This is a genomic window from Capnocytophaga sp. oral taxon 329 str. F0087 (assembly GCF_000213295.2).
Taxonomy (GTDB): Bacteria; Bacteroidota; Bacteroidia; order Flavobacteriales; family Flavobacteriaceae; genus Capnocytophaga; species Capnocytophaga leadbetteri_A.
Genome location: NZ_KN390046.1, coordinates 1 through 11251 on the forward strand (window position 1 = coordinate 1; position 11251 = coordinate 11251).

An 11251-nucleotide genomic window follows, 5' to 3' on the forward strand; every position below is an offset into this window, starting at 1 on the left:
AACTGCTGTAAGGCACCATTTTCAGTAAAGCTATAAAGCTCATAATTTGCTTTGAAAAGGTTGCCGTTTTTATCGGGCAGTGTCATTTCACCAAATACTTTCATTCCTTTTACACCTGCAGGGGTTGTGTATTCCTCTTGCAAGGTGGTGATATTCTTAGCGCCAGCCTTGTCGAGCTGTGCGAGCACTATCTCATTGACCAACTGCGGGTCTAAAGAGATATTGCCATCACCGCGCTCACTACTATTACCTCCGGTTTCCTTTACAAAGGTGATAATATTAGTCATTATATACAGCTCAGAGTTAAGGCTACCAAAATAGAAAGTACTCTGACTGTGAATAATAGGTTTGAAGCCCGTAATATCTACTATCTGCTTGCGCATTAGCACTTTCGGAGTGGTAAGCTCGGTAATAGGATATCCATAATCACTAGTTACCCATTTTCCTTCGTTTAGCTCTGCCACATACGGATTAAACAACCAATTTTTAAGGGTACGATAGCCAAAATACAATCCTACTCCCCCGAGCAAGAAGAAAAGGAGTATCCCCACCCCTATTTTTATAAGGAGTTTCTTTCGTTTTTGCCTTTTGAGGGCTAATGCTTTCTGCCTTGCTTCATTGATAGCCTGTTCGTCAGTAGGTTCAAGCGGAATAGCTTCTTTAGTTTTAATCACTACATTTTCGATGGTTTCGCGGTCGTATTCAGCATTGTCATCAGAGGGTTTATTCTTAGCAAATTTCACCAAATCGGCAGTCTGTAATACCCTTTTAAGGTTAGTAATCGTCTCCTGATTAAGGTTTAGTTTGCCTTTTTCTTGTAGTAGATTTATTTTGGTCAATAACTCATCAGTAGTACTCTCTTTTGCAAGTATATGTACCTCCTCTTCTAAGTAGGCTTTCACTATATCAGTCAAACGAGTATAGTATTCTTTGTGTTGCGATTGTATCAGGTATTTAGAGTTTTGTAGCTCTTTTAAATCTTGAATAGCACGGTCGAAAGGAGGTAGTTTTTTCTGTGTTTGCAAGAAAGGAAATTTCTTTTTGCGGATAAACACAAAATAAACAAAAGCTACTATCAACAGCAATAACACTGCAGCAATAATTGTAAGTATCCACCCATACGAGGTAAAAGGTTTCTTAACCTCTTGTATAGGTTTGATGTCGTAGAGGGGCTGTTTGAGGGTATCAATAGCCACTGTGTGCACCTCTACCAATAGCGAATCGGTAAAATAATCCTTATTATTGATGCGTATTTTCTGAGACGGAATGGTGTACTTCCCTTCGTCAAACTGGGTAAGGTAGTACTCCTTTACCAATCGGTACTTCCCGCCATCGCGCAACGTATCAGCTGCACGAGTTTTCACCATTTCCAAAGGAGCAAATGTCTGTCCCTCAGGAAAAGATACCGGTGTATCGGCAGGCGTTTCTACCGACACTTTATACTGTATTTGTTCCCCTATTTTGATGTTTTTCGTATTAGTTTCCACCTTCACCTCTTGGGCGTAAAGCATTGGGAAAGCTAATAAAAACGTATAATACAATAATCGCTTCATCTTCTTTACTAATTTGCTAATTATCTCATCGCCTTTTAAAGTAGCCTAATAGTTTCTGCGTATAACTCTCGTCATTACGACAATTCACTACCCCAGCTCCTGATTTCTGCCAAAGCCCCTCGAAGTAGCTCACCGTATCGCGGTACTGCTGCGCATACTCTTTGCGCACTGCCGAAGAAGCTGTATTTACCCGCATAAGACCACCTGTTTCGGCATCTTTCACCATTATATAGCCCAAATTAGGCAACTCCGTTTCCTTTTGATCATAGATGCGAATGCCGGTAATATCATGCTTTTTAGCCGCTATCTGTATAGGCTTCTCATACCCTTTATCGATAAAGTCAGAAAGCATAAATACAATAGCTTTTTTCTTCATCACCCTACTGAGGAACTGAAAAGCCTCGCCTATATTGGTCTTAAAACTCTTAGGTTCAAACTCTATAAGCTCTCTGATGATGCGCAGCACGTGAGATTTTCCTTTTTTAGGCGGTATAAACAATTCTATCTGGTCTGAAAAGAGTATCAAACCTGTTTTATCATTGTTTTGTAATGCCGAAAATGCTAAAGTAGCTGCTATTTCGGTGATAATTTCGCTCTTAAACTGCTGTTGTGTACCAAAAAGTTCGCTACCACTCACATCTACCATTAGCATAAGGGTCAGTTCGCGTTCCTCTTCAAATACTTTCACGAAAGGCTCATTATAGCGTGCCGTAACGTTCCAGTCTATCATACGAATATCATCGCCAAACTGGTACGGACGTACCTCGCTAAAGGTCATACCGCGCCCTTTGAAAGTAGAGTGGTACTCCCCTCCGAAAATATTATCGGAGAGTTTTCGCGTTTTAATCTCTATCTTGCGTACTTTTTTTAATAATTCTTTTGTATCCAAAATCTATACTGTCAATCAAAAAAGTGATGATTACCTTTGTTTAATGATAAATTGTTAATGGTTAATTCCCAAAACTCTCTTGGAGTTACAATTTTAGTATGCAAATATTCTGAAATAGTAAAATCATTTGTATTGCCTGTTATAATAAAATCAGCTTTACTCTCGTAGGCTAACTCTAAAATCATATTATCATCTTGGTCAGAAATAATATCCAATTTTATTTCAGGAGTATATTTTACCGATTTCATTGTTATTTCTGTTAGAATAAGCTCTGCTTTTTTAGCAAAATCAGGAAATCTCTGAAATTTAGGTCGAGATAATACATCAAAATATTCTTCTATAAGTTCATCAGAAACACAAATTCTAATTTTACCTTCTAAGAATAAATCAAAAATAATCAAATAAGGATAGCTTTTTTGAATTAATGATGAAACTATTACATTCGTATCAATAATTACGCTTTTCATTTCTTACAGCCTTTACTTCAGCAGAAATATCGTCCATTGTCATTGCTGAAAGTCCGTATTTTTCTGAAAGTTCTACCACTTGTTGTAATCCTATTTTAGTAATTTCTCTACTAATAATATCAAGTAGCTCAGAAAAGTGCAATCGCTCTTCTTTGATGCCAAACTTCTGATACTCAAGTTCTGAAATAGATATTTGCAACGTCCTCATAATACTATATTCTTAATTGTTACACTCCCTAATTTGCTAATTAGCAAATCGGCTAATTACTAAGGCACTTCAATCGTATTTACGATTTTATGTACCATCTCTACAGAGGTAATATTCTCAGCCTCAGCTTCGTAAGTGATACCTATACGATGGCGAAGCACATCGAATACTACAGCACGTACGTCTTCAGGAATGACATAACCACGACGCTTGATAAAAGCATAGCACTTAGCTGCCATAGCAAGATTGATACTACCACGTGGCGAAGCTCCAAAGCTGATAAGCGGCTTAAGGTCTGCTAATCCGTATTTTTCAGGATAACGGGTGGCAAAGATGATGTCCAAAATATATTTTTCTATCTTCTCGTCCATATATACCTCTCTAACAGCTGCCTGTGCGTTAGTAATCTGCTCTAAACTCACTGTTTGGTTCACCACCGCATAGCTATTGCTTAGATTGTCGCGCATAATCTGCTGTTCTTCGTCTATTTTAGGGTAGTCAATTACTGTTTTTAACATAAAACGGTCTACTTGCGCCTCAGGTAGCGGATACGTACCTTCTTGCTCCACTGGGTTTTGGGTAGCCATAACCATAAAAGGAGTATCGAGCTTAAAAGTAGAGTCGCCTATAGTTACTTGACGCTCTTGCATAGCCTCTAACAGCGCTGATTGTACCTTAGCAGGAGCACGGTTTATCTCGTCAGCCAATACAAAGTTAGCAAAGATAGGTCCCTTTTTGATAGAAAACTCATTTTGCTTGATGTTGTAGGTCATTGTACCAATGACATCGGCAGGCAGTAAGTCGGGGGTAAACTGTATACGACTGAAAGAGCCGTGCACTGACTTAGCCAGCGTATTGATAGATAGGGTTTTAGCCAACCCAGGAACGCCCTCTAAAAGGATATGCCCTTTGCCTAACAAGCCGATAAGCAAGGCATTGACCATATGTTTTTGCCCAATGATAACCTTATTCATTTCGGCAGTAAGTATATCGATAAAGGCGCTTTCCCTCTCGATTTTTTCGTTTATTTTACTGATATCAACAGCAGTTCTTTGTTCCATATATTAATTAATTTTTCAGTATTTTGCTTTATACAAATATTGTGCCGCGCAGGGCAAAGATAGGAAATAATTTTGAATTATGAGTATAGCAGCGAATATGAGATGTAGAATTTGGGTTAAAACAAAATAACGCAGGGCAAAAGCTCTGCGTTATTTCGAACATAAATTTTAATACAAAATGAAACAAATTCTCGTGATCACGACAGGATTCGAACCTGTGACCGTCTGCTTAGAAGGCAGATGCTCTATCCAGCTGAGCTACGTGACCATTTTCCAAAAAAAATATTCCAATAATGCAACTCACAAGGAAACATTAATGAAATATTTTATTTTTGTCGGGGCGGCAGGATTCGAACCTGCGACCTCCTGGTCCCAAACCAGGCGCGATGACCGGACTACGCTACGCCCCGAATTTATCAGTCTTTGCTAAAAGATGCGGAGAGACTGGGACTCGAACCCAGGCGACGGTTACCCGCCGACAGATTAGCAATCTGCTCCGTTACCACTCCGGCACCTCTCCTTTATTTTTATGAACTCCTTTTCTGTCTCTTTTGCGGTTGCAAAGGTACTACGATTTTTTCATTCTGCAAATTTTTCGGCAACTTTTTTTCATTTTTTTTTGAATAAAAATCATAATTCACTCATTATCAATAGATAATAAAATAACTTTTTTATCATTAGTTATTAGGTTTTAGGCTTTAGTCGTTAGTTTTTCAGCAATAACAAGGTGCTTTTTCTAGTTAATGGGAGGATTGGGAAGGCTGAGAAGGCTGGGTGGAATGAGAAATTTGAAATAGATTATGAATAGGATTGGTGTAGGATATTTTTCTGGTTTTTAGGCGGTGATTAGACGTTTGTGCTTCGCTCATCTTTCGGTAATCCTTCGGTGATGCTGTATCCTTCCTATATCTAAGGTAAAGGGAAGGTATAGAAGAAAATTTTTCTGAAAGAGCTGAAAAGGCTGGGAGGATTGGGTGGGCTGGGACGAGTGAGACAAGTGGAACAGGTGGGAGTGCGAGCCGCACTGGCGATTGTGGGACAGGTGAGACGAGTGGGACGGGTGGGAGTGCGAGCCGCACTGGCGATTGTGGGACAAGTGGGACAAGTGGGACGGGTGGGACAGGTGAGACAAGTGGGACAGGTGAGACAGGTGGGACAAGTGGGACAAGTGAGACAAATGGGACAAGTGGGACAAGTGAGACAGGCGGGAGTGCGAGCCGCACTGGCGATTGTGAGACAGGTGGGACAAGTGAGACAAGTGGGAGGGCTGAGAAGGCTGAGAAGGCTGAGAAGATTGGGTGGGCTGGGAAGATTGAGTGGGCTGGGAAGATTGAGTGGGCTGGGAAGATTGGGTGGGCTGGGAGGATTGGGAGGAATGAAAAAAATGGGCGTTTTTGTAAGTTGCTGTACTTTTTTTTGGTACTCTCATTAAAATTACTTACTTTTGTAAAATCTTATATCTGAAACAGAACCAATAAGCTATATTGAAAATGAAATATAAACGTATTTTGCTCAAACTCAGCGGGGAAGCCCTTATGGGAAGTCGCCAATACGGCATAGACCCTGCTAGACTAAAAGAGTATGCCACTGAAATAAAAGAGGTGGTAGCTATGGGAGTTGAAGTGGCTATCGTTATCGGCGGTGGCAATATTTTTCGCGGCGTAGCTGGCGCTAGCAATGGTATGGATAGAGTACAAGGCGACTATATGGGTATGCTCGCTACTGTTATCAACTCGCTCGCCCTACAAAGTGCCTTAGAAGACGAAGGTATCTATACTCGTCTGCAAACGGCTATTAAAATGGAAGCGATGGCCGAACCTTTTATCAAACGTCGCGCTGTACGTCACTTAGAAAAAGGACGCGTGGTTATCTTTGGGGCAGGAACTGGTAATCCTTATTTTACAACCGATTCGGCTGCTGTACTTCGCGCTATTGAAATCAATGCAGATGTAATCCTGAAAGGTACTCGTGTAGATGGTATCTATACTGCTGACCCTGAGAAAGACCCTAAGGCTGTGAAGTTTGACCATATCTCTTTCAATGAATGTATTGATAAAAACCTTAAAGTAATGGATATGACGGCTTTTACTCTTAGCCAAGAGAACCATTTGCCTATTATTGTATTTGATATGAACAAAAAAGGCAATCTCGCTAAAGTAGTAGCAGGGGAAAATGTAGGAACCGTAGTTAATGATTAATGGTTAATGATTAATGGTTAATGATTAATGATTGATGGTTAATGATTGATGGTTAATGGTTAATGATTGATGGTTAATGATTAATGGTTAGATTTTGATATAAACTTTGGCAGAGTTTATAATTGCTTGTCGTGCTACGACCTTTGGCAAAGTGTAGTGATAAGTAACTCGGAGCCCCTTATAAAACTCCAAGCCCTCTGAGTTTTTCATCATTCTCTAACAAGTAACAACAAATAAACAATATGTTAAAAGACATTTTAGATTTTAGAAGGGCGATACGTTATTACGCTCCTACGCCTATTAGTGAAGAGAAGGTGCGGGAGTGCCTTAAATTGGCTACTCTGGCTCCTACCACGTATAATATGCAGTTGTATGAAGTTTATCACATCACCGATAAGGAACTACTCAAAAAACTGGGACACGCTTGCCTTGACCAGCAAACGGCTACTACAGCACAGCAAATGGTAGTATTCGTTGCCCGACAAGACAAACACCGTCTGCACGCCAAGAAGGTTCTAGAGTTTGAACGCGGTAATATACAGCGCAATAGTCCACCAGAGAAACAAGCCAAGCGCATCAAGGAACAAGAGAAGTTTTACAACCAGCTGATGCCTTTTCTCTTTAGCAGGTGTTTTGGTCTTTTGGGTCTTTTGCGCAAGACTTTGGGGGTAGTTAGCAGTTGGTTTCATCCTATGATGCAACTCGTTTCTGAAAGTGATATGCGGGTGAATGTACACAAGAGTTGCGGATTGGTAGCGCAAACCTTTATGCTGGCAATGGCAGAAGCAGGCTATGACACCTGTCCTATAGAAGGCTTTGATAGCCGACGCGTAAAAAAGATATTACACCTGCCTTATGGAGCAGAAGTGAATATGCTCGTATCTTGCGGACTGCGTGAAGATCAAGGCGTTAGGGGAGAACGCTTTAGACTGCCTTTTGAAGAAATATACAAGAAGAAATAAGGACAATGATTAATGGTTAATGATTGATGGTTAATGGTTAATGATTAAAATGATTAATGGAAGTATTATTCAATTGGTGTTGTGAAGTAATGCAATCATTGGCAAATTTCACAGGGTTTACCTATAAAGAAGTGAATGCTATTGTCTTTATTTTTCTAATGCCTATGGTAAATATTGCTCTTTTGCTACTTTTTGTAGTTAAATACATACAATACAGAGAGAAAAAGCGCTTTATTAAAGAATTAGAAGCACAATACTAATGGAACAAAATCTATTACATAGATGTTTTGACCTTGCAGTGGAAGGCTTGTATTTATTAGCAGATTCTTTTGGAACTACTTATGAAGCAGTGAACATCTATTTGTTTGTGATTATACAACCATTATTGACAATTTTATTGATTGTAGGTATTTTCTTCTTTTATAAGAAGAACAATAATCTACAAATGAAAATTAAAAAGTTATTATCTAATAAAACTAATACTAATAAATAAAACAATATACAATGAACGAAGAGATTAATATCATCTTAGACAGTACCTCAGAAGCGATGCAAGAGGCATTGCAACACTTAGACAAGGCTTTGGGCAACATTCGTGCTGGTAAAGCAAGTCCGCAAATGTTAGGCAGCGTAATGGTAGATTACTACGGTGCTCAAACGCCTCTGAGCCAAGTAGCTAACGTAGCTGCTCCGGACTCGCGCACCATCACTATACAGCCTTGGGAAAAGAAAATGATTCAACCTATAGAGAAAGCTATTCAGATAGCGAACTTAGGCTTCAACCCTATGAATAACGGTGAAATGGTGATTATCAGCGTTCCCCCATTGACTGAAGAGCGCCGTAAAGAGCTGGTAAAGCAAGCTAAAGGCGAAGGTGAAGATGCTAAAATAAGTGTACGCAACGCTCGCCAAGAAGCTAATAAAGAGATTAAAAAGGTAGAAACTTCTGATGACATCAAGAAAGATGCTGAAGAACGCGTACAAAAACTCACCGATAAATACATCAAAAAAGTAGAAGAAGTATTAGCCGCTAAGGAAGCTGAGATATTAAAAGTATGACAAATACCGAACAAGTAAAAGACTTAATGAATCGCCTGGGTGCGTTAAGGAGGTATCTTTGACATAGATGCCAAACGTATAGAAATAAGCAACGAAGAAGAAAAAACCTTTGCTCCCGACTTCTGGGATAACGCTAAAGAAGCTGAGAAGATAATGCGCGAACTGCGCGTGAAGAAAAAGTGGGTGGAAGATTATGAAGAAGCCGAAAGCCTAACCTCTGACGTAGAGGTAATGTTGGACTTCTTGAAAGATGGGGAAGCCTCAGCCGAAGAGGTAGACCAGCAATACACCCAAGCTCTACACGCTATTGAGGCGTTAGAGTTCCGCAATATGCTCTCTGACGAAGGTGATGCTATGAGTGCTGTACTACAAATTACAGCAGGAGCAGGTGGTACTGAAAGTTGTGACTGGGCATCGATGTTGCTGCGCATGTACACTATGTGGTGCAACAACCAAAAATATAAGGTGAAAACCCTCAATTTTCAAGAAGGCGATGTTGCTGGAGTAAAAACTGTAACCATAGAGATTGAAGGTGAATATGCTTTTGGTTACCTAAAAGGGGAAAATGGTGTTCACCGCTTAGTGCGTATTTCACCTTTCGACAGTAATGCTAAACGGCATACCTCTTTTGCTTCGGTGTATGTATATCCGTTAGCCGATGATACTATTGAAATAGAAATCAATCCTGCTGATATTACTTTTGAGACAATGCGCTCGAGTGGTGCCGGTGGTCAGAACGTAAACAAGGTAGAAACTGCCGTACGACTACGCCACCACCCTACAGGTATTATCATTGAAAACTCAGAAACACGTAGTCAGTTAGACAACAAAAACAAAGCTCTGCAATTGCTTAAATCGCAGTTATACGAAATAGAGCTGAAAAAGCGTCAAGCTAAGCGTGATGAGATAGAAGCTGGAAAGATGAAAATAGAATGGGGTTCGCAGATACGCAACTATGTAATGCACCCTTATAAGCTGGTGAAAGACGTGCGCACAGGTTACGAATCGACTGATGTTGATAGTGTAATGAACGGTGAATTAGATGACTTTCTAAAAGCTTATCTTATGCTGATGGGACAAAGTAATACTAATGAGCAATAAAAAAAGATGCGAGAGGCCTTATAGCTTCTTGCATTTTTTTTTATTTATTCACTATTATAGACTAAAAGCCTAATATTAACTTCGCTATAAAGAAGTAAATTAGAATACCCAAAACATCATTACTGGTAGTGATAAAGGGTCCTGTTGCTACCGCAGGGTCTATACCGCGTTTGTGTAATAATATAGGTATGAAAGTACCTATTACTGCCGCATTTACTATCACTGTTACAAGGGCAATCGCTACGGTGATACTTACCAAGTACTCCGCTTTAAAAGCAAAATGGCTTACTAATATCACAATACCCGCTATAGTACCTCCGTTGATAAGCCCTAAGAGAAACTCTTTTAGTAATCGCTTGATAATCTCGCCATCAATTGAGTTGTTTGCTAAGCCTTGTACTACTATCGCTGAAGATTGTACCCCTACATTCCCTGCGGTAGCCTGAATAAGTGGAATGAATATCAGCAATATTGGGTATATATTCATCGTATCTTGAAATCCATTGATGATACTCGCCGCTCCAAGTCCGCCAAACATACCGATAAGCAACCAAGGTAAGCGCGCTTTAGTAAGTTTCCACACACTGTCGTCAGCTTCTACATCGTGGGTGATACCGGCCGCTAATTGATAGTCTTTTTCAGCCTCTTCTTTTATCACGTCTACCACGTCATCAATGGTAATGCGCCCTACAAGGCGTTTCATCTCATCTACTACCGGTATTGCCTCGAGGTCGTACTTACTCATTATATGAGCAACCTCTTCAGCGGTATCAGTAACATATACATAATCTACTTTTGGGATATAAATATCTTTCACCTCAGAGCGGGTAGAAGTAGTAAGTAGGTCTTTAAGTGAAAGTCGCCCTTTTAGCACATCATTATCATCTACTACATATATTGAATGTACCCGTGTAACATTGGCTGCCTGCTCTCGCATCTCCTTCACACACTTGAGCACATTCCAATTCTCATTTACCTTGACTAACTCTTTCGCCATTAACCCCCCTGCCGTATGCTCGTCATAGCGCAGCAAATCGACGATGTCCTTAGCGTGCTCTACGTCTTCTATATACGAGATAACCTCTGTTTTTCGCTCTTCTGGTAGTTCAGAAATGATGTCCACCGCGTCATCGGTATCAAGCTCTAATATCTCATCAGCAATCTCTTTAGCCGAAAGGTGCTCTAATATCTTATCGCGATAATCATCGTCTAACTCTGTCAGTACATCTGAAGTTTTCTGAGCATCAATAAGACGAATGATATATACACCCTCCTCAATATCCAATTCGTGAATAACTTCAGCTATATCGGCATAGTGCAAGTCGCTTAAGAGCGTTGTTAACTCTTTATTTTTCTTTTCTTCAATGAGCTGTTGTATTTGCTCAATGAGTGCGTCTGTTATCTTAAAAGTTGCCATAGTTCGTTTACCATCAGTAGTTATTGTTCTTTCCGACTGATTTCTTTAGTGATAAATACAAAATCCTGCCAAGGCAATTGCTCTGGGCGTTTGTCGAAAATACTATTATTCTTTAGGAATTCGTTAGTTAGTAGAGGTTTTAAACTATTTCTGAGGGTTTTGCGCCGCTGATTAAAAGCAGTTTTCACAATAGTGAAGAAGAGAGCCTCATCACAGTCTAAATGATAATCAGACTTGCGCACTAAGCGTAGCACTCCGCTCTTTACTTTAGGTGGGGGATTAAACACCCCTTCGGAAACAGTAAATAGATAAGTTGCCTCATAGAAGGCTTGTACC

Annotated in this window: 13 protein-coding genes and 3 tRNA genes; 6 read left to right on the plus strand and 10 right to left on the minus strand. The window is 40.0% G+C overall.

Going from position 1 to position 11251, the window contains the following annotated elements:
- The 8 genes from HMPREF9074_RS10235 to HMPREF9074_RS10270 form a co-directional block, all read right to left on the minus strand.
- The coding region (locus tag HMPREF9074_RS10235; RefSeq protein ID WP_034540622.1) for a BatD family protein at positions 1-1553 on the minus strand (1553 nt) is incomplete at its 3' end.
- Positions 1554-1578: 25 nt separating this feature from the next.
- Positions 1579-2442 carry a DUF58 domain-containing protein gene (locus HMPREF9074_RS10240; RefSeq protein WP_009388906.1) on the minus strand — a complete coding sequence of 288 codons (864 nt, stop codon included), beginning with the start codon at positions 2440-2442 and terminating at the stop codon, positions 1579-1581.
- An 11-nt stretch (positions 2443-2453) separates the two neighbouring features.
- Positions 2454-2909 (minus strand): putative toxin-antitoxin system toxin component, PIN family, encoded by a 456-nt coding sequence (locus HMPREF9074_RS10245; RefSeq protein ID WP_009388905.1) that lies wholly within the window; start codon positions 2907-2909, stop codon positions 2454-2456.
- Entirely contained in the window at positions 2890-3117 is a 228-nt protein-coding gene (locus HMPREF9074_RS10250; RefSeq protein WP_009388904.1) for a hypothetical protein, read from the minus strand. The genes HMPREF9074_RS10245 and HMPREF9074_RS10250 overlap by 20 nt, the downstream gene beginning before the upstream one ends.
- 59 nt (positions 3118-3176) lie before the next feature.
- Positions 3177-4178: an AAA family ATPase gene (locus HMPREF9074_RS10255; RefSeq protein WP_009388903.1), complete on the minus strand. Its 1002-nt coding sequence runs from the start codon at positions 4176-4178 to the stop codon at positions 3177-3179.
- Positions 4179-4372: 194 nt separating this feature from the next.
- Positions 4373-4446 (minus strand) — tRNA-Arg (locus HMPREF9074_RS10260).
- 67 nt (positions 4447-4513) lie between these two features.
- A tRNA-Pro gene (locus HMPREF9074_RS10265) sits at positions 4514-4588 on the minus strand.
- Between the two features lie 26 nt (positions 4589-4614).
- Positions 4615-4698: transfer RNA gene (locus HMPREF9074_RS10270), tRNA-Ser, on the minus strand.
- A gap of 970 nt (positions 4699-5668) precedes the next feature.
- On the opposite strand from HMPREF9074_RS10270, the gene pyrH reads away from it, so the two are divergent.
- The 6 genes from pyrH (at position 5669) to prfB (ending at position 9498) form a co-directional block, all read left to right on the plus strand.
- Positions 5669-6376 (plus strand): UMP kinase, encoded by a 708-nt coding sequence (gene pyrH / locus HMPREF9074_RS10280; protein ID WP_009388900.1) that lies wholly within the window; start codon positions 5669-5671, stop codon positions 6374-6376.
- Positions 6377-6618: 242 nt separating this feature from the next.
- Positions 6619-7338, plus strand: a complete 720-nt coding sequence (locus tag HMPREF9074_RS10285; protein ID WP_009388899.1) for a nitroreductase family protein — start codon at positions 6619-6621, stop codon at positions 7336-7338.
- Between the two features lie 56 nt (positions 7339-7394).
- On the plus strand, positions 7395-7598 hold the full coding sequence (locus HMPREF9074_RS10290; RefSeq protein ID WP_009388898.1) for a hypothetical protein: 204 nt from the start codon (positions 7395-7397) through the stop codon (positions 7596-7598).
- Positions 7598-7831 carry a hypothetical protein gene (locus tag HMPREF9074_RS10295; RefSeq protein WP_002678670.1) on the plus strand — a complete coding sequence of 78 codons (234 nt, stop codon included), beginning with the start codon at positions 7598-7600 and terminating at the stop codon, positions 7829-7831. Before HMPREF9074_RS10290 ends, HMPREF9074_RS10295 begins: the two co-directional genes overlap by 1 nt.
- Before the next feature lie 11 nt (positions 7832-7842).
- The gene (frr, locus tag HMPREF9074_RS10300) at positions 7843-8397 is read left to right on the plus strand and encodes a ribosome recycling factor (protein ID WP_009388897.1); all 555 of its coding nucleotides are present in this window, start codon (positions 7843-7845) and stop codon (positions 8395-8397) included.
- Positions 8394-9498 (plus strand): peptide chain release factor 2 gene (gene prfB, locus HMPREF9074_RS10305; protein ID WP_155846594.1). Its coding sequence is split into 2 segments (ribosomal slippage): positions 8394-8456 and positions 8458-9498, totalling 1104 coding nucleotides; the frame shifts between segments, so codons are not numbered across the junction. The genes frr and prfB overlap by 4 nt, the downstream gene beginning before the upstream one ends.
- A 61-nt stretch (positions 9499-9559) precedes the next feature.
- On the opposite strand, the gene mgtE is transcribed toward prfB, so the two are convergent.
- Positions 9560-10915 carry a magnesium transporter gene (mgtE, locus tag HMPREF9074_RS10310; RefSeq protein WP_009388895.1) on the minus strand — a complete coding sequence of 452 codons (1356 nt, stop codon included), beginning with the start codon at positions 10913-10915 and terminating at the stop codon, positions 9560-9562.
- 20 nt (positions 10916-10935) lie between these two features.
- The coding region (locus HMPREF9074_RS10315; protein WP_034540619.1) for an rRNA adenine N-6-methyltransferase family protein at positions 10936-11251 on the minus strand (316 nt) is incomplete at its 5' end.

Excerpts from the sequence above, each read along its gene's own strand:
- HMPREF9074_RS10250 (WP_009388904.1), bottom strand. The coding sequence starts at position 3,117 with ATGAGGACGTTGCAAATATCTATTTCAGAACTTGAGTATCAGAAGTTT.
- HMPREF9074_RS10295 (WP_002678670.1), top strand. The coding sequence starts at position 7,598 with ATGGAACAAAATCTATTACATAGATGTTTTGACCTTGCAGTGGAAGGC.
- HMPREF9074_RS10245 (WP_009388905.1), bottom strand. The coding sequence starts at position 2,909 with ATGAAAAGCGTAATTATTGATACGAATGTAATAGTTTCATCATTAATT.
- HMPREF9074_RS10255 (WP_009388903.1), bottom strand. The coding sequence starts at position 4,178 with ATGGAACAAAGAACTGCTGTTGATATCAGTAAAATAAACGAAAAAATC.
- HMPREF9074_RS10285 (WP_009388899.1), top strand. The coding sequence starts at position 6,619 with ATGTTAAAAGACATTTTAGATTTTAGAAGGGCGATACGTTATTACGCT.
- frr (WP_009388897.1), top strand. The coding sequence starts at position 7,843 with ATGAACGAAGAGATTAATATCATCTTAGACAGTACCTCAGAAGCGATG.
- HMPREF9074_RS10290 (WP_009388898.1), top strand. The coding sequence starts at position 7,395 with ATGGAAGTATTATTCAATTGGTGTTGTGAAGTAATGCAATCATTGGCA.
- mgtE (WP_009388895.1), bottom strand. The coding sequence starts at position 10,915 with ATGGCAACTTTTAAGATAACAGACGCACTCATTGAGCAAATACAACAG.
- pyrH (WP_009388900.1), top strand. The coding sequence starts at position 5,669 with ATGAAATATAAACGTATTTTGCTCAAACTCAGCGGGGAAGCCCTTATG.